Here is a 16252-nt window from a genome sequence, read left to right as displayed (position 1 = left end):
AGGTTTGTGCGCCGCTCTCGTGTCCCGGACGCGCGAAGCGCGAGCCGGGACCCAGTCGGCGACAAGATCCGGACCGTGGTATGGGCCCCGGCTCTGCAGCGCATCGCTGAAGAAGCGCTGCGCTGCGTCCGGGGCACGAGAGACCTACTCCATCTCCCTCACCCGCCGCGCATACAATCTTCGCAACGGCTCCAGCTGCGTTGCCTCCGTCGCCGCCCGATACGCCTCGCGCGCTTCGTCGTTGCGGCCGAGCCGCCGCAACAGATCCGCGCGCACTGCGGGCAGCAGCTCATAGCCGCGGAGCCCGCCACGGGCACCGATCGCATCGACGAGATCGAGCGCACGGGCCGGCCCATCGACCATCGACACCGCGGCAGCATGGTTGAGCTCGATCACCGGAGAGGGACCGATGCGCAGCAACACCTCGTAGAGGCCGGCGATCTGCGGCCAATCGGTCTGCTCAAAGCTCGGCGCACGCGCATGCAGCGCGGCAATCGCGGCCTGCACGGCATAAGGCTGCGGCCGGCCGGGGACGCGTAGCGCATCGTCGACCAGACGCAGGCCCTCATCGATCTGCGCGCGATCCCACAGCATGCGGTCCTGCTCCTCCAGCAGCACGACATCGCCGGCCGGCGTCTCGCGCCCGGCGCGGCGCGCATCGTGCAGCAGCATCAAGGCGAGCAGGCCCTTGATGCCCGCGCGATCCGGTATCAGCCGGTCAAGCAAGCGGCCGAGCCGGATGGCCTCAGCCGCAAGATCGGGCCGCATCAGATCCGCGCCGGCGGTCGCGACATAGCCCTCGGTGAAGACGAGATAGATTACGGCCAGCACGCCATCGAGCCGCGGTGCCAGCGCGTCGCGCTCGGGCACCTCATAGGGTATGCCGGCGAGGCGGATCTTCTGCTTGGCGCGGACGAGCCGCTGCGCCATCGCCTCCTCACTGAGGAGAAATGCGCGCGCGACCTGCGTGGCCGACAGCCCGCAGACCGTGCGCAGCGTCAGCGCGACCTGGACCTCGGCTGCGAACGCGGGATGGCAACAGGTGAAGATCAGCCGCAGCATGTCGTCGTCAAGTACCGAGGCTGGCTCATCGACCGTTTGCGCGTTCAGCTCGAGCTCGTGGACAAGCGCCTGCTGCTTGCCGCGGAAGGCGGCCTGGCGCCTGACACGGTCGATCGCCTTGTGCTTGGCGACATTGACCAGCCACGCGCGCGGATTGTCGGGCAGGACGCACGCCGGCCAGCGTTCGAGCGCAACCGCAAAGGCGTCCTGCAGCGCGTCCTCGGCAAGATCGAAATCGCCGACGAGGCGGATCAGGGTGGCCAGCGCCCGCCCCGCCTCGTCGCGGAAGATCTTTTCGATCTCGCTGGGTGTCATGCGGCGACGCGCGGCTCAGCCGTCACTTGTCGTAAGCCCAGATCGGACGCACCTCGATTGAGCCGATCCGCGCGCTGGGAATCCGCGCCGCAATCTCGATCGCGGCATTGAGATCCTTGGCCTCGACAAGGTAATAGCCGCCGAGCTGCTCGCGGGTTTCCGCGAATGGGCCGTCGGTCGTCAGCGTCTTGCCGTCGCGCACGCGCACGGTCGTCGCGGTCGTGGTCGGCTGGAGCCGGTCGCCGGCCTTGAAATTGCCGCTCTGAATGATGCCTTGCGTGAAGGTCTGATATTCCGCCGTCATCTGCTGGCCGGCCGCCGGACGCATGTTCGCGTATTCGGCTTCGTTCTGGTAGATCATCAGCAAATACTGCATCGCTTAACTCCTGTTGCACGGCTGGATCGCCGACACCCAGTCGAACGGGGCACGCTCCAAACGACATCTTCAGGATAAATTATTTTAGATGCCGCGTGCGCGACGATCTCGGCTTGACGGAACCGTCACAAATGCCCCATGCGTTGTCAGTCAGTCGGCCGGACGGCCGCTCCGGCAAGCGCCGAAAGGCCGCCGGGGAGGAAAGTCCGGGCTCCCTTGACATACGGTGCCGGATAACGTCCGGCGGGGGTGACCCCAGGGAAAGTGCCACAGAGAACGAACCGCCCGCCTTCGCCCTTCAGGGCTATGGCGTGACAAGCCCTCGGGCTCGCCACGCCGAAGCAGCGCAAGCTGCATAGGCGGGTAAGGGTGAAAAGGTGCGGTAAGAGCGCACCGCGGTTCCGGCAACGGAGCCGGCATGGCAAACCCCACCGGGAGCAAAACCGAATAGGGACGGCAAATGCGGGCCGATCGCGCAAGCGATAACGCCGCGGGGCGGTGTCAGGCCCGCCGTCCGGGTAGGTTGCTCGAGGCCATGTGCAAACATGGTCCCAGAGGAATGGCCGTCACGTATCGTTCGCGCAAGCGGACGGTGCCCTACAGAACCCGGCTTACAGGCCGGCTGATATTCTAAAGCGTTTTCGAGCGAAGTGGTTTTCCGGTTCGCATGAAGAAAACGCGTCTTGCTGAACAAGTGACGGGGGGTTCGGCGTGAATGCGCCGGGCCCCTCACCATTTCGGCCACCGTCGTCATTCCGGACCGTGCGCAGCACGAGCCCGGAATCCATTTATCCACCGGCTCTACCGCCTGATGGATTCCGGCTTTCGCTGCGCGAGCCCCGGAACGACGACGAGAGTTACGCGACGATCTCTTGCAACGCCGCCATCAGCGCCTCCGGCGCCGTGACATTCGGTGCATGACTGGCGTCGAGCTCGAAATAGCGCCAGCCGTCCTCGTTCTTCGTGCGCTTGGCAAACTGCCCGAACACATCGCCCGGTGGAATGCGGGTGCAATAGATGTAGCTACGCGGCATCGATGGTTCGCCATGATCGAGCCTCAAGCTCGTCTCGAAGCATTTGATCGGCATGTCGACCCGGCGCGCGTTGAGCCAGTCGAGATCAGCTTGCGGCGTATCCGGCGGCGGCGGGTTCGGCGGAACACGATAGCCGTCGCCGGAGCTTGCCGCCTTGCGCATCGGCTCGCGTCCACCATCGTGGAGATCGAACAGCGACTGACCGTTACGCGGCACGAAGGCGTCGAGATAGATCAACTGCGTCACGCGCTCGCGGGCGCGATCGGCGACGCCGGTCGCGACCATGCCGCCATAGCTGTGGCCGAGCAGCACGATGTCGTTCAGATCTTCGAATCTGATGACGTTGAGGATGTCCTGGATATGCGTCTCGAGGTCGATCGAGGGATTGGCCAGATGCGCGCGCTCACCAAGGCCGGTGTAGGTCGGCGCCATCAGGCGGTGACCGGCCTCGGCCATCAGCGGATGCATCTTCTTCCAGGCCCACGCCCCGGACCAGGCGCCATGACAGAGCAGGAAAGTCTTCGCGCGCGTGGCCATCGGCGTTTCCATCGTTCTTGTTCGACACGATGGAGTGTAGCGGCCGGCCGCGCGATGTAAACGCTGCGGCTTAGAGCGTGATCCGGAAAAGTGTGCAGCCGTTTTCCAAAAGGATCACGCTCAAACATAAGCTAAAGCGCGATGACGGTTCATCGATCTCATCGCGCTTTAGGCCGCGCGCGCGTCCGCCTTCACCAGCACCGGAGCAAGCTCATCGCCCTCGCGCCGCCGCTTGCTCGCCTCGAAACCGTGCATGCCGAGCTGCCATTGCAGCCCGACGATGGCGCCCTTAGTCGGCTGCAGCAGCGCAAGCGAGGCGAACAGGGTCACGGGCAGCCACACCGCGAGTTGCAGCCACTCCGGCGGCGCGTAGGCGGTCTCGACCGCAAGAATCGCCGGCACCACGAGATGGCCGACCACGACCATCACGAGATAGGCAGGAAAATCGTCTGCGCGCTGGTGGGACAGCTCCTCGCCACAATGGTCGCAAGCCTCAGCCACTTTCAGGAAGCGGCCGAACATGTGTCCTTCCCCGCAATTTGGACATTTGCCGCAAAAGCCGCGCCACATCGCCTTTGCCAGAGAGATCACCATGACCACACCTCTTCCTTTCCAACGAACCATACAATATTATTTTGTATCCGTACATTCAAAGAATATGAGCTTAATTGCATGGATTGGACCCCTACAATCTCGGAGCTCCCGGGGCCGCGCTACCAGCGTATCGTCGAGGCCATGGAAGCCGACATCGCCGCAGGGAGACTGGTGCGCGGCCAGCAATTGCCGACCCAGCGCGCGCTGGCAAAAGCGCTCGGCGTCGACCTCACCACGGTGACACGCGCCTACACCGAAGCGCGGCGCCGCGGCATCATGGAAGCCCGGGTCGGACAGGGCTCGTTCGTGTCGGAGACCAGCGCGCGCCGCGCGATCGACCTGCCGCATCCCGTCGCGATCGATCTTTCGATGAACGTGCCGCCGCACCCGCTGGAGGCGCAACTCGACGAGCGCATCATTGCCGGGATGGAAGCGATCCGGGGGCAATCGGGCCTGACGGCGTATCTCAACTATCAGCCGCCCGGCGGCAGCGCACATGAGCGCGAAGTCGCCGCGCGCTGGATGCGTGCGCGGGTGCCGCATGCGCAGGCCGATAAGCTCGTGGTGTTTCCAGGCGCGCAGACGATCCTGTTCAACCTCCTCGCTTATCTCGCGCGGCCCGGCGACATCGTGCTGACGGAGGCACTGACATTCCCCGGCATCAAGGCCGCAGCATGGCGGCTTGGCGTCAAGCTCGTCGGCGTCGCCATGGATGATGGCGGCATCCTGCCCGACGCGCTGGCAAAGGCCTGCCGCATGCACCGGCCGAGGGCTGTCTATCTCATTCCGACGCTGCACAACCCCACCACCGCGACGCTTTCCCCCGAGCGGCGCAGTGACGTCGCGAGGATCATCCGCGATGCCGACACCATCTTGATCGAGGACGACGCCTACGGCTTTCTCGACCGCTCGGCCTCGCCGATCGCGGGTCTCATTCCGGAGCGGACTTATCTTGCGGCCACGCTGTCGAAATGCATCGCGCCGGCGCTGCGCGTTGCCTATCTGGTGACGCCCGACAGCGACGCGCAGCGGGAGATGCGGACGTCCTTGCAGGCGACCGTGCAGATGCCGGCGCCGCTGATGGTCGCACTGGTGACGCATTGGATCGAAAGCGGCATTGCCGACCGCATCATCACCGCCATCCGCAACGAGGCGGTGGGCCGCCAGCAGCTTGCCCAACGCACGCTGAAGGGCTTCCAGTTCCTGGCCAAGCCCGCAGCCCATCATCTGTGGTTGCGGCTGCCTGAGGGCCGGCCCGATCTCGCCGCACATCTCCTGCGAAATGGACTTGCGGTCGTCGCCGGCGATGCCTTCACAGTCGATGGGATGCCGCCGCATGCGGCACGCGTTTCGCTGGGGGCGGCACGGAACAGATCGGAATTGACGGAAGCGCTGCGCATCCTGGTCGGCGCGCTGCAGAAGCCCGCCGACACCAGGCAGATCGTCTAGATCATCGGCGATGACGGCGATGGCCGGAACGCATGACCGGTGCCGAAGGCGACGGCGGCCCGAGGATTGACGTACGACCGTCATGCGGACGCGTCTTCCGCGAAAGCCCGATGCCGCAGATCACGCTTGCGTGCAGCATGGATTGACCTGCACGGCAGCAAGCGTGTTATGCGAGCGACTGCGATCAACAGTTCGGGATCGCCGCTGCGAAGAGGACGATCTGTTGGAAACGCTCACCTACGTCCTGCTGCTGTTCGGCGCTCTGGCCGGAGGCTTCGTCTCGGGGCTGGCGGGATTCGGCACGGCCTTGATGGCGCTCGGCATCTGGCTCTACGTGCTACCGCCCTCGCTCGCGGTGCCCCTGGTGCTGATCTGCTCCGTGATCGCGCAGACCTCGACGCTGCCCTCGATGTGGAAGAGTTTTGATCTCTCGCTGGTGTGGCCGTTCCTGATTGGGGGGCTGATCGGGGTACCCTTGGGCATCATGTTGGTCGCCTCGGCCGACCCTAAAGTGTTCAAGCTGAGTGTGGGCATTTTGATTCTGATCTTCTCGACGGCGCTCTACCTGAATAAGAGGCCGCTCGCCTTCAAGTTCGGCGGCCGCTTCGCCGACGGCGTGATCGGCTTTGCCGGCGGCATATTGGGCGGCCTTGCGGGACTATCGGGTCCCCTGCCGATCCTGTGGGCCAACATCCGCGGCTGGAACAAGCACGAACGGCGCGGCATCTTCCAGCTCTTCAATTTCACGGTGCTCGCCACCGCATTGGTGCTGCAGACCGCATCGGGTCTGGTCGAATTCAAGGTGGTCTGGCTCGCACTTGTCGCCTTTCCAGGCACCTTGGTCGGCGCCTGGGCCGGCGCACGCGTCTATCATGCCCTCAACGACAAGCATTTTGGCGATGTCGTGCTCGGCCTCTTGTTCCTGTCGGGCCTTACCCTCGTCTGGAACAGTCTCGGCGCGCTCTAGCCTTGCGCCCTTTTGGCAAGCGCCATGCCGCCGGCGACACCGACACCGAGCACATAGATCCAGCCCGGCGTGAAGTCGAACAGATGCGTGTTGAGCAACGAGGTCAGCATGTTCTGGACCACGACCAGCAGGCCGATCCAGCAGGCGAGCCCCTCGCCGCGAAACAGCAAGAGATGCGCGAACCAGAGAGCGTAGAGGATCAAGACGCCGACAACGCCCCACTGCACGGCGACGCTAAAGGTCTGATTGTGCGGGTTGCTGACGATCTCCCCGCGCAGTGGATCGATCTGCGCATCGGCAGCCACGTTTGCGAACAGCCCGCGGATCGAGCCGGTGCCATGGCCGACCAGGGGTGCATCGGCGACGAAGCCCAGGGACTTTCGCCAATATTCCAGACGTGAGCCCATGCCACTGATCTGACCATCCTGCACGCTCATCTCATAGTCTCCGTTGAACTTGGCCACCGTCGTGCGCAGGTTCGGCGAGACGTTCCAGAGCAGCAGAGCCACTAGCGCCATCGCGCCCGCGGCGAGCAGCGCGGCCCGTCGGTGCAGATGCAGGAGCGCGAACATCAGGATCAGGATCGGCAAAGTCACGAGTGCCGTGCGCGAAACCACGACGAAGACCATGTTGGCGAGAAATCCGATTGCGAGTGCCGCGAACAGCACCGCGATGCCGATGCGACGTTGTCGCAGCAGCGACAGGATCGGATAGACCAGCGCGAGCGCACAGAGCGCGAATTCCTGGCTTTGGTCGATATAATTGCGCACCGCGATCCCGCTTTCGGCCTTGTAGGGTCCGCGCGACAGATAGAGCTTCAGCGAGAGTGCCGGGTCGATGGCGACGGCGTAGGAATAGAGCATCAAGACCGTGCAGGACACCAGGAAGGCGGAAAACACCCAATGACCGTAAGGCCAGCGCTCGAACTGATAGATCAGGAGCGGAATGACCAGCAGCTTCGCCGCAGGCCCGATCGCATGGATACGTTCCGGCCATGGCGCATCCGACCAGAGCGTGCCGACCGCGGCGAGCGCGACCAGCGCGATCGGCAACAGACAGATCGGGCGAAGCAGCGAACGCGGAAACTCGCGGAGATCGACGAACGCGATCGCGATCAGCCAGGGTATGAGCGCGAAGGTCAGCCCGGTCGTCGTCCACGGCAGCAGCAGCGCGATCAGCGCGACGAAGCGGGCCGGCGTGCGATAGCGCGCCGCCCAGATTGCCGAGAGCCACGACGCCGCCCGCTGTTCGTTCGACACCCCCGGCATCACGCCCCTTTTGGCCAGCCCACGGCGCGGCAAATTAGCCGGAGCCGTGGGCTGGTCACAAGCGTCGCTATGCCGGTGCGCGCGCCGGAGGCGTCACGGGATCGGCGTCGGCCTGCGCCGGAGCCTCCGCCTGCCGAATTGGCGGCAGGCGCTTCCTGAACTCGCGGCGCAGCAGCCACAGGCTCAACCCCGCCTGGAACGTGGTCGCCGCGACCGACAGATACCAGACGTACTCCATGCGGAAGCCCGGCCGGGTCGAGAGCCAGATCGCCGGCAGCGAGTACGTGAACACGCGCGTCGCCGAGCTCAAGAGCACCGGTTTGGTATTGCCGAGGCCCTGGAACATGCTCGAGCAGGTGAAGATCAGACCCTGCGCCACCATGTTGAGCGAGATGATCCGCAAGAACAGGAAAGCGACCTCCATCGTTTCCCGGTCGTTGGAGAACCCGGCGAGCAAGAGTTCGGGCTTGAACTGCGCCACGCACATGAAGCCGATCATCACGACGGTGGTGATCAACGCCGTCTGGACGAAGGTTTCCCGCACGCGCGCGCCGTTTGCGGCACCGACATTCTGGCCGGCGATCGGCCCGGCCGCGAGCGCAATCGCAAGCGCCGGCATCTGGATCAGGGCGAGGACGCGTTGTCCGATGCCGAAACCCGCCTGCGCCGCGGCGCCGAAATCGCGCAGTACGTAGTAGACCACCGCCATGAAGATGAACATCATCGCAAACTCACCGCCGGCGGGCAGGCCGACATTGAGGATGCGCTTCAAATGGCGCGGCTGCGGGCGCCACTGCGCCGGATTGAAGGAGACGTAGCGCTCGACCTTGCGGAAATACGCAAGCAGCGTCAGCGCACCAATGGCCGAGGCGATCGAGCTCGCCAGCCCCGCACCGGCAACGCCAAGCGCGTAACCGGTGCCCCAGCCTGAGATCAGCACCGGCGCCAGCGCGATATTGATCACGACCGCGAGCACCCGCACGAACATCGCGGGGCCTACGATGCCGGTCGCACGCAGCGCGGATGCCAACACTTGCATGGCGAATTCCAGCGCGAGCGCCGGCATGAACCACAACAGGTAAGTCGTCCCCGCCTCGATCGTGGCCTGGTCGGCGGCAATCGAGCGCATGTAAAGGCGCGACATGGCTGCGCCCATGACCAGGGTCAACAGTCCGAACAGCACCGACAGCGCGATAGCCTGGTTGAAGATCAGATTGGCATCTGGCCGATCCTTGCGTCCCACCGCATGCGCGATCAGCGCCACCGTGCCGACGCCCAGCACCTGCATCAGCCCGTTGATGAGAAAGCCGGCATTGCCTGCCGCGGCAACGCCCGCAACGGCGGCATCACCCAGACCCGACACGAAGTAGAGGTCGACCAGCTGGCAAATCATGATCGTGACCATGCCGACCATGATCGGAGGTGCCATGGCCAGGATGTGTCTCACGATGGAGCCGTTCGTCAGGTCTTTCATGGCTTCCCCCTCAGGCGGAGTACGGCGAAACATTGGCCCCGCCGTCCCGCGCCCTTATTCCGCTGCTGCGATATGCCCGGGCTCCACCACCTGGCGCTCGAACAGGCCGCGATAGATACCCCTGGCTTGCCCGCGAGGACGGCGTGGGTGCCCTGCTCGACGATCTCGCCGCGGTCGAACACCAGGATCCGATCGAGGCCGCGCCCCGGCTGCTTCGGCCAGTGCCGGAACACGAAGGGGAGCACCACGCGAATTGCGGCAGGTTTTTTGGACAATGCAGTCATGACATCATCCCGCCGCACGCGCGCGCCGGCTCCATCGATGGACGCAGGCCGGCCACGAGAGCCGAAACGGCGTCACTCAAAACTGACTTTGACTTGGGAAGCGGGGCGATCGGGACGCCTGGTCGAAACCTTGGCCCAATCGAAGCTGGCGGAAGAGGCCTCTAACAGGCCGCGTACATACCGAGCCAGGACATCGAAAACATCATCGAGCGCGGGCGTACGATCTGCGAATGCGACGAAATCATGCAAATCCCTCCCGGTTCGGTTGAAAGAGTGCGCTTTATAGATGTGTCGTCGGCGCTTTGCAACGGGGCTCGCGCGAGATCACCGACGAGTGTTGCAAATTAGTGCGCGTCGCTACCGCCGGTCATCGCGGCCGGCTTGTTCAGCAGCATCACCAGCAGGCTGAGGCCGAGGTAGAACAGCGTCAGGATGAAGAAGGCGTCGCCAAAGCTCATCACCACGGCCTGGCGATGCACGAGCTGGGAAAGCTGCTTCATCGCCATCAGCGTGGCATCGCCGAGCCCCTGAAACTTCTGCATGAACATGGTCAGGGTTTCGGTCGCGGTCGCGTTGCCCCAGGTCACGCGCTCCTGCAGGCGGCTGATGTGCAGATCGGTGCGGTCGTTGAGCACGGTGTTGATGACGGCGAGGCCGACCGCGCCGCCGAGGTTGCGCATCAGGTTGAACAGGCCCGAGGCGTTCTTCACCCTGTCGGGCGCCAGCGTGCCCAGCGCGATGTTGTTGGTCGGCACCATCGCGAACATCATGCCGACGCCGCGCAATATCTGCGGAATCAGCAGCTCGTAGAAATCGTAGTCGCGCGTGATCCAGGTCATCTGGTAGGAGCCGATCGCGAACACGACGAGGCCGAATGCGATCATGTAGCGCATGTCGAGCTTCACCATGAGGCGGCCCACCAGCGGCGCGACCAGGAACATGGTGATGCCGGAGACGAACATGGTCTCGCCGATCATCAGCGCGCTGTAGCCGCGCACCTCGGCGAGATAGCGCGGATAGATGTAGGTCAGGCCGTAGAGGCCGATGCCGATGCAGAATTGCAGCACGCAGCCCACAGCGAAATTGCGGTTGGAGAAGGTGCGCAGATTGACGATCGGCTCGGCCGCCGTGAAGACGCGCCAGAAGAAGGCGATTGCCGAGATGGCGCAGATCCAGGCGCAGATCGCTACCGAAGTATCCTGCATCCACTCGTGCAGCGGACCTTCCTCCAGCACATATTCCAGCGTGCCAAGGAAGCCGGCCATGAACAAGAGGCCCCACCAGTCGAAGCGGTCGAGCAGCTCGAAATGCGGTTCGTCGAAATCGACAAGCGCGAGCACGCCGATGGTGATGCCGATGCCGGGTACGACGTTGATGAAGAACAGCCAGTTCCACGACATCAGGTCGGTGATGTAGCCGCCGACTGTCGGACCGATCGTGGGAGCAAGGGTCGCGACAAGCCCGATGATGGGACCGACGATGTGGAATTTCGATCGCGGGAAGACGGTGTAGGCCGCGGCGAACACCGTCGGGATCATCCCGGCGCCGAGAAAACCTTGCAGCGCTCGCCAGAGGATCATCTCCTCGATAGTGGTGGCGAAGCCGCAAAGCAGGCTCGAGGCGGTGAAGCCCGCCGCCGAGATCGCGAACAACAGCCGCGTTCCGAAGGCGCGCGACAGGAATCCCGACAGCGGGATCGCGATCACCTCGGCGATCAGATAGGCGGTCTGGACCCAGGCGACCTCGCTGGAACTCGCCGAAAGTCCGGCCTGGATTTCACTCAGGGAGGCCGAGACGATCTGGATGTCCAGGATCGACATGAACATCCCGAACACCATGATGATGAACGCGAACAGCCGCTTCGGCGCGATGCGCTCCGAAGCGGGATCCGCCATCATGGCAGGTGAAGCAGTGGTGGCGCTGGCCATTCCCTCACCCAACTCGCGCGGGAGTGCGCGGTCCACCTCTCCCCATCGGGGAGAGGTCGATTTGCACCTGGCGATGCGCAGCATCGTCCAGCGCAAATCGGGTGAGGGGCCGCAACTCCCTCGAGGGGGCGTAACCCCTCACCCGGATCGCACCTTGCGATACGATCCGACCTCTCCCTTCGGGAGAGGTGACGGACGAAGCGGCGCTCGTGTTGAACATGATCTGCCTACCGCCGCCTACTGCGCATGGACCGCGGGATCGTCGAGGTCGACCTCGCTGTCGGCGTCGGCCGCGCCCTTGTTGGTGTCGACGGTCACGTAGACCGACATGCCGGCACGAAGCAGGTTCTGCTTTGCCACCGACTTCGGCACGCGGATGCGAACCGGCACGCGCTGCACGATCTTGGTGAAGTTACCGGTCGCGTTGTCAGGCGGCAGCAGCGTGAACACCGAGCCTGCGCCGGCCGCGATGCTGTCGACCACGCCGGAGAACTTGCGCATGCCGTAGGCATCGACCTTGATCGTCACCGGCTGGCCGGGACGGATACGCTTGAGCTGGGTTTCTTTGAAATTGGCGTCGATATAGACGTCGTCGAGCGGCACGACGTTGCCGAGCCGCTGGCCGATCGCGACGAAATCGCCGGTGCTGACGAGACGGTTCGAGAACGTGCCGTCGACCGGCGCACGCACCGCTGTGAAAGCCAGATCGCGCTCGGCCTTGGCGAGCGTGGTCTTGAGCTCGGCGAGCTGGGCCTGCGCTTCGGCCTGCTGCGCCTTGGCCACGTCCACGTTGCTGACGGCAACGTCGTAGGCGGCCTGCGCGGCCTTGACCGCGGCGGCGCCCTGGTCGCGTCCGGCTTCCGAGCTCTCGAACACGGCGCGCGAGGCAAAGCCCTTGGTGCTCAGCGCCTGCTGGCGCTCATAGTCGAGATCGGCCCGCTTGAGGCCGGCTTCGGCCGAGACGAGCTGTGCCCTGGCCTGCGCGACCTGGCTGTCGAGCGCCGCGACCTGGCGGCCAATGCGATCGATGGTGGCCTGCTGGGTGGCGATCTTGGTTGCGGCGGCATCGACCGCAATCTTGTAATCACCGTCGTCAATGCGCAGAACGATATCGCCGGCTTTCACCAGCGTGTTGTCGCCAGCCAGGATCGAGGAGATGTGGCCTGCAACGCGCGCGCCCAGCATGGTGTTGTTGGCGCGGACATAGGAATCATCGGTGGAGATGTAGAAGCGGCCGACCAGCGTGTAGTAGCCGGCATAGCTCGCGGCGGCGAGCGCAAGCACGAGGCCGAGGCCCATCAGGACGAACTTGCGCTTGCCGGATTTGGGAGCGCCGGCGGCGGGTGCGTCGGATGCAGATGCGGCCGGCTTGTCGGTCAGGGGCTTCTCCGGCGCCTCACCGGTGCGGCGTTTGCCTTCCTCGGCCACATGCGCGCGCAATTGCTCGGCCAGCGGTGCTGCGCTCTCGCTGGCAGCATCATCCCCCGCGAGCTTCTCCACCGCGTCCTGGCGAAGGACGCGCGCAGCCTGGTCTCTCGATACGGCCATAAAGGGCTCCCCAAAAAGGCGATCAAGGAGACGGCAGGTGTGCGGCCTGTTCCCCACTCGATGATCTAAATACCATTGACCGAACGGTTCGGTCAATATACATAATCATCCCAGCCGAAACCCTACTGGCGAGAATGCTTTGTTCAGGTTTCATGGCCCACGACTCGACTCAAAACCTTCCGAGACCCTGAACCAATGGTTGTAGCTGCCAGCGAACATCTGCACGTCATCCCAGAGGAGGACAGTTCCAAACGCCGCCAGATACTGGACGGGGCCCGGAAGGTGTTCATGGATCTCGGTTTCGACGGCGCCAGCATGGGCGAGATCGCGCGCGCCGCGCAGGTCTCCAAGGGCACGCTCTACGTCTACTTCGCCGACAAGGGCGCGTTGTTCGAAGCCATCCTCGAGCAGGAGGCGCTCCAGCACGGCCAGGTCGTGTTCAATTTTGATCCCGCGCGCGATGCCGAGACCACGCTGAAGGAGTTCGGCTGGGCCTACATCCACCTGCTCTGCCGGCCTGGCGGCGGATCGGCGATCCGCACCGTGATGGCGATCGCCGAGCGCATGCCCGATGTCGGCCGCCGTTATTATGCGCGGGTGCTGGACAAGAGCATCAGCCGCCTCTCCGACTATCTCAAGACTCGTGTCGGCTGCGGCGATCTCAAGATCGACGATTGCGACCTTGCGGCGGCGCAGTTCATGGAACTGTGCAAGGCTTCGCTCTTTCTGCCCTTCGTCTTCCAGGCCGCTCCCGCACCGTCGGAACAGCGCATGACCGAAGTGGTCGACAGCGCGGCGCGGATGTTCCTGGCGGCTTATAAGGCGAAGTAACGGCAAGCCGTCGGCGCGTTGCGCAGGCCGGACCGGCCACTATATTGCGGCCATGTCTCGTGATCTTCGCCCGCCGGTCGATATCCTCCATTATGAGATCGTCCAGGAACAGGCCTCGGCGCTTGGACGGATGGGCCGCACACTCGAACAGGCGCTGGCGCGCTTGCGCGAGTTCGACGCTGCCCACGCGCAGGAGATGCCCGCCTCGATGCAGCCGGCCAGGCGCAAGCTGGTGATGGAAGCTGGCCAGGCACTGTGGATGTTCGTGGTGCAGCGTGAGGCGACCGGCTTGCGTGACAGCCGCCACATCATGCGCACCTACAACGTCCCAGGCGAGGTGCAGCTCTGCATGGGGCCGGGCCTCGCACGGTCGAAGCCAGGCTCGTCATGACAACGGCAGCGGGCGCTACTCGGTCACCTGCTTCCTCAACGCCGAAAGATCATTGACGACCATCTTGGTCGGACCGGTCGAGATGATGCCGTCGTCCTGGAGACGGTTGAGGATCAGGCTGATCGACTGGCGCGTCGCACCGATCATGCGCGCGAGGTTGGCCTGCGTGATGCGGCCGAGCGAAATCGGGCCGTCCTCATTTTGCGCCGCGTTCTCGGACAGCTTCACCAACAACAGCACCAGCCGCTCGGCGGCCTTCTGCCCTGCCAGCGTCTGCGCCAGCATGGAATAGGTCTCGCCCTTGAAGCCGAGACATTCGATCAGCGCGACTGCGAACGAGGGCGACTGCGCGATCAGCCTGCGGATCGCATCCTGATCGAGATGAAGCGCCTCGACCCTTCCGAGCGCGCGGGCCGACCAGCTATGCCGGTGAACGCCGAGAATGTAGGGAGCGCCGACGAAGTCACCGGCCTCCCAGGTCGCCAGCATCAACTCGCGCCCCTGCGTACCGGCATGCGCGCTTTCGACGATCCCGCTCAGAATGACGTGGATACCGTTGGCGGGCTCGCCTTCCCGCAGCAGATATTCGCGGTTCTGGTAGGTCGCCAACCTGCCGGTCCGCATCACCAGATCCAGATCGGGCTTGTCCAGCGCGTTCAGCACGTAACGTCCGGTCCCGGCCCTTTGTACCTCAGCGCAAGGCGCGCTTGGATCGGCGACTTCATGCGCATGACCGCGCCCCACGATCAGTCTCCCTTCGAGTGACGGCTCGAAGGCTAGGAGGTCTCCGGTCGGATTGCAACGCGGCGCAAATACTCAAGTCCGCGCTGCCGCTCCCATAAACGCGCAGGCGAGCTCGGCCAGCAGGCGCTCCCGACCGGCCGGCGCCAAGAACGTGACGCCATACGGCACGCCGGCCGCGGTCATCGCATTCGGCACTGCGATCGCGGCGAGCCCGAGCGGATTGGCGTAGTTGGTATAGTAGCCGTTGTTGAAATTGGCCATCAGCGGATCGCGCGCCACATCATCGATGCTGAGGATGGTACCGACCGTCGGCACGACCAGCGCATCGTGCGCGTCCCAGAAATCGCGAAGCCTACGCTGGACGGCCTTGACCTCATAGAACGCGCGATAGGCATCAGCGGCCGAGAATTTCCGGCTGCCGAGGACGAGATCGCGCACAATATCGATGCCCGCATCGGGATGGGCGTCCAGGAACGCACCGACCGAGACGTCGCGCTCGGCAAGGAAAGGGCCGAAGAACATCAAATCGTTGATCGAGGTGAACGGCGCGAAGTCGACCGGGGTTATCGGCAGATCGAGCTGTCGCAGCCTGTGCAGCGCATCGCCGAACAACCTCTCCGTCTCTGGATTGCCGAAGAACCTGAGCTGATCGACGCGCGGCGTTGCGATCTTCAGCGACCGCGCCGGGCAAGCCTGCTCCGTCCAACCGGCAAAATCCACCGGCGAAAAGCAGTCTGCAGGGTCGCGCCGTGCCAACACGCGATAGATGTCATAGCCGTCACCGGGAGTGCGTGTGTAGAGCGAGATGGTGTCAAAGCTCCGGCACGCGTAGACCATGCCGCGCTGGCTGAAGGCTCCCGGGGCCGGCTTGAAGCCCGTGACGCCGCAATAGGACGCAGGCACCCTGCCGGATCCGCCGGTGTCGGTGCCGAACGCGAAGGACGACGTGCCGGTTGCCACCGACACCGCCGCGCCGGAGCTGGAGCCGCCCGGAATGTAATCCGGATTGTGCGGATTGCGAGCGATGCCGTAAGGCGAGCGGACGCCGACAAGGCCGGTCGCGAACTGATCCATATTGGTCTTGCCAACATAGATCGCGCCGGCCGCAATGGCGTCGGCCACCACCGGGCTCGTACCCTTCGCGACATAGGCAAATTCCGGGCAGGCCGACGTGGTTTGCTCGCCCGCAACATCGATGCAGTCCTTGACCGAAAAGACGAGCCCGTAGAGCGGCAGGCTGTCGATTTCGCCGATGCGCGCATCGAGCGCGCGCGCTGCGGCCATGACGCTCTCGGGCTCTGCCGCCGATATCCAGACGCCGCTCTGGTCGGCGCCGCTTAGACGCGACAGCACGTGCGTGGCGACGTCCGAGGGCTTGAGCGCGCCGTTGCGATAGAGAGCGCGCAGATGGCGAGGCGAGATATCCATGTCGGTCACGTGCTCACGGGAA

15 protein-coding genes and 1 other RNA gene are annotated in these 16252 nt (G+C 64.4%); 5 read left to right on the top strand and 11 right to left on the bottom strand.

Annotated features, from left to right (window positions below; translation table 11 throughout):
• Positions 1-144: 144 nt before the first annotated feature.
• Positions 145-1377, bottom strand: coding sequence for an RNA polymerase sigma factor (locus IVB28_RS06045; RefSeq protein WP_247525117.1), 1233 nt, complete (start codon positions 1375-1377; stop codon positions 145-147).
• 22 nt (positions 1378-1399) lie between these two features.
• Complete coding sequence (locus IVB28_RS06040; RefSeq protein ID WP_247525116.1) at positions 1400-1753, bottom strand: YciI family protein; 354 nt, start codon at positions 1751-1753, stop codon at positions 1400-1402.
• A gap of 150 nt (positions 1754-1903) precedes the next feature.
• On the opposite strand from IVB28_RS06040, the gene rnpB reads away from it, so the two are divergent.
• An RNA gene (gene rnpB / locus IVB28_RS06035) (RNase P RNA component class A) lies at positions 1904-2383 on the top strand.
• A gap of 227 nt (positions 2384-2610) precedes the next feature.
• Here the strand turns inward: rnpB and IVB28_RS06030 are convergent.
• Entirely contained in the window at positions 2611-3324 is a 714-nt protein-coding gene (locus tag IVB28_RS06030) for an alpha/beta hydrolase (RefSeq protein WP_247525115.1), read from the bottom strand.
• 168 nt (positions 3325-3492) lie between these two features.
• Positions 3493-3948: a DUF983 domain-containing protein gene (locus IVB28_RS06025; protein WP_346730709.1), complete on the bottom strand. Its 456-nt coding sequence runs from the start codon at positions 3946-3948 to the stop codon at positions 3493-3495.
• A 48-nt stretch (positions 3949-3996) separates the two neighbouring features.
• Between IVB28_RS06025 and IVB28_RS06020 the strand changes: the two genes are divergently transcribed.
• Positions 3997-5367 carry a PLP-dependent aminotransferase family protein gene (locus IVB28_RS06020; RefSeq protein WP_247525113.1) on the top strand — a complete coding sequence of 457 codons (1371 nt, stop codon included), beginning with the start codon at positions 3997-3999 and terminating at the stop codon, positions 5365-5367.
• A gap of 223 nt (positions 5368-5590) precedes the next feature.
• Positions 5591-6334 (top strand): sulfite exporter TauE/SafE family protein, encoded by a 744-nt coding sequence (locus tag IVB28_RS06015; RefSeq protein ID WP_247525112.1) that lies wholly within the window; start codon positions 5591-5593, stop codon positions 6332-6334.
• On the opposite strand, the gene IVB28_RS06010 is transcribed toward IVB28_RS06015, so the two are convergent.
• The 5 genes from IVB28_RS06010 to IVB28_RS05990 form a co-directional block, all read right to left on the bottom strand.
• Positions 6331-7602, bottom strand: coding sequence for an O-antigen ligase family protein (locus IVB28_RS06010; protein ID WP_247525111.1), 1272 nt, complete (start codon positions 7600-7602; stop codon positions 6331-6333). The two genes, IVB28_RS06015 and IVB28_RS06010, sit on opposite strands and share 4 nt — an antisense overlap.
• Positions 7603-7669: 67 nt before the next feature.
• A complete protein-coding gene (locus IVB28_RS06005; RefSeq protein ID WP_247525110.1) occupies positions 7670-9076 on the bottom strand; it encodes an MATE family efflux transporter in 1407 nt (468 codons plus the stop codon).
• Complete coding sequence (locus tag IVB28_RS06000; RefSeq protein ID WP_247525366.1) at positions 9073-9360, bottom strand: hypothetical protein; 288 nt, start codon at positions 9358-9360, stop codon at positions 9073-9075. Before IVB28_RS06000 ends, IVB28_RS06005 begins: the two co-directional genes overlap by 4 nt.
• 344 nt (positions 9361-9704) lie before the next feature.
• Positions 9705-11288 (bottom strand): DHA2 family efflux MFS transporter permease subunit, encoded by a 1584-nt coding sequence (locus IVB28_RS05995; protein WP_247525109.1) that lies wholly within the window; start codon positions 11286-11288, stop codon positions 9705-9707.
• Between the two features lie 237 nt (positions 11289-11525).
• A complete protein-coding gene (locus tag IVB28_RS05990; RefSeq protein ID WP_247525108.1) occupies positions 11526-12836 on the bottom strand; it encodes an HlyD family secretion protein in 1311 nt (436 codons plus the stop codon).
• A gap of 195 nt (positions 12837-13031) precedes the next feature.
• On the opposite strand from IVB28_RS05990, the gene IVB28_RS05985 reads away from it, so the two are divergent.
• Complete coding sequence (locus IVB28_RS05985; protein WP_247525107.1) at positions 13032-13667, top strand: TetR/AcrR family transcriptional regulator; 636 nt, start codon at positions 13032-13034, stop codon at positions 13665-13667.
• Positions 13668-13719: 52 nt separating this feature from the next.
• Positions 13720-14058, top strand: a complete 339-nt coding sequence (locus IVB28_RS05980; RefSeq protein WP_247525106.1) for a DUF6665 family protein — start codon at positions 13720-13722, stop codon at positions 14056-14058.
• A 15-nt stretch (positions 14059-14073) separates the two neighbouring features.
• Here the strand turns inward: IVB28_RS05980 and IVB28_RS05975 are convergent, their stop codons facing one another.
• Both IVB28_RS05975 and IVB28_RS05970 read right to left on the bottom strand, forming a co-directional pair.
• Positions 14074-14721 carry a Crp/Fnr family transcriptional regulator gene (locus IVB28_RS05975; RefSeq protein WP_247525105.1) on the bottom strand — a complete coding sequence of 216 codons (648 nt, stop codon included), beginning with the start codon at positions 14719-14721 and terminating at the stop codon, positions 14074-14076.
• A 153-nt stretch (positions 14722-14874) separates the two neighbouring features.
• Entirely contained in the window at positions 14875-16230 is a 1356-nt protein-coding gene (locus IVB28_RS05970) for an amidase family protein (protein WP_247525104.1), read from the bottom strand.
• Positions 16231-16252 lie beyond the last annotated feature (22 nt).

This window comes from Bradyrhizobium sp. 199 (assembly GCF_023073355.1).
Taxonomy (GTDB): Bacteria; Pseudomonadota; Alphaproteobacteria; order Rhizobiales; family Xanthobacteraceae; genus Bradyrhizobium.
The sequence above is the reverse complement of the archived record's forward strand: the minus strand, read 5'-3'. Positions and strand labels throughout refer to the sequence as shown.

What these genes read in the sequence shown, in the direction of transcription:
- IVB28_RS06045 (WP_247525117.1), bottom strand. Translation starts at nt 1,377, where the DNA reads ATGACACCCAGCGAGATCGAAAAGATCTTCCGCGACGAGGCGGGGCGG.
- IVB28_RS06040 (WP_247525116.1), bottom strand. Translation starts at nt 1,753, where the DNA reads ATGCAGTATTTGCTGATGATCTACCAGAACGAAGCCGAATACGCGAAC.
- IVB28_RS06030 (WP_247525115.1), bottom strand. Translation starts at nt 3,324, where the DNA reads ATGGCCACGCGCGCGAAGACTTTCCTGCTCTGTCATGGCGCCTGGTCC.
- IVB28_RS06025 (WP_346730709.1), bottom strand. Translation starts at nt 3,948, where the DNA reads ATGGTTCGTTGGAAAGGAAGAGGTGTGGTCATGGTGATCTCTCTGGCA.
- IVB28_RS06020 (WP_247525113.1), top strand. Translation starts at nt 3,997, where the DNA reads ATGGATTGGACCCCTACAATCTCGGAGCTCCCGGGGCCGCGCTACCAG.
- IVB28_RS06010 (WP_247525111.1), bottom strand. Translation starts at nt 7,602, where the DNA reads ATGCCGGGGGTGTCGAACGAACAGCGGGCGGCGTCGTGGCTCTCGGCA.
- IVB28_RS06005 (WP_247525110.1), bottom strand. Translation starts at nt 9,076, where the DNA reads ATGAAAGACCTGACGAACGGCTCCATCGTGAGACACATCCTGGCCATG.
- IVB28_RS06000 (WP_247525366.1), bottom strand. Translation starts at nt 9,360, where the DNA reads ATGACTGCATTGTCCAAAAAACCTGCCGCAATTCGCGTGGTGCTCCCC.
- IVB28_RS05995 (WP_247525109.1), bottom strand. Translation starts at nt 11,288, where the DNA reads ATGGCCAGCGCCACCACTGCTTCACCTGCCATGATGGCGGATCCCGCT.
- IVB28_RS05990 (WP_247525108.1), bottom strand. Translation starts at nt 12,836, where the DNA reads ATGGCCGTATCGAGAGACCAGGCTGCGCGCGTCCTTCGCCAGGACGCG.
- IVB28_RS05985 (WP_247525107.1), top strand. Translation starts at nt 13,032, where the DNA reads ATGGTTGTAGCTGCCAGCGAACATCTGCACGTCATCCCAGAGGAGGAC.
- IVB28_RS05980 (WP_247525106.1), top strand. Translation starts at nt 13,720, where the DNA reads ATGTCTCGTGATCTTCGCCCGCCGGTCGATATCCTCCATTATGAGATC.
- IVB28_RS05970 (WP_247525104.1), bottom strand. Translation starts at nt 16,230, where the DNA reads ATGGATATCTCGCCTCGCCATCTGCGCGCTCTCTATCGCAACGGCGCG.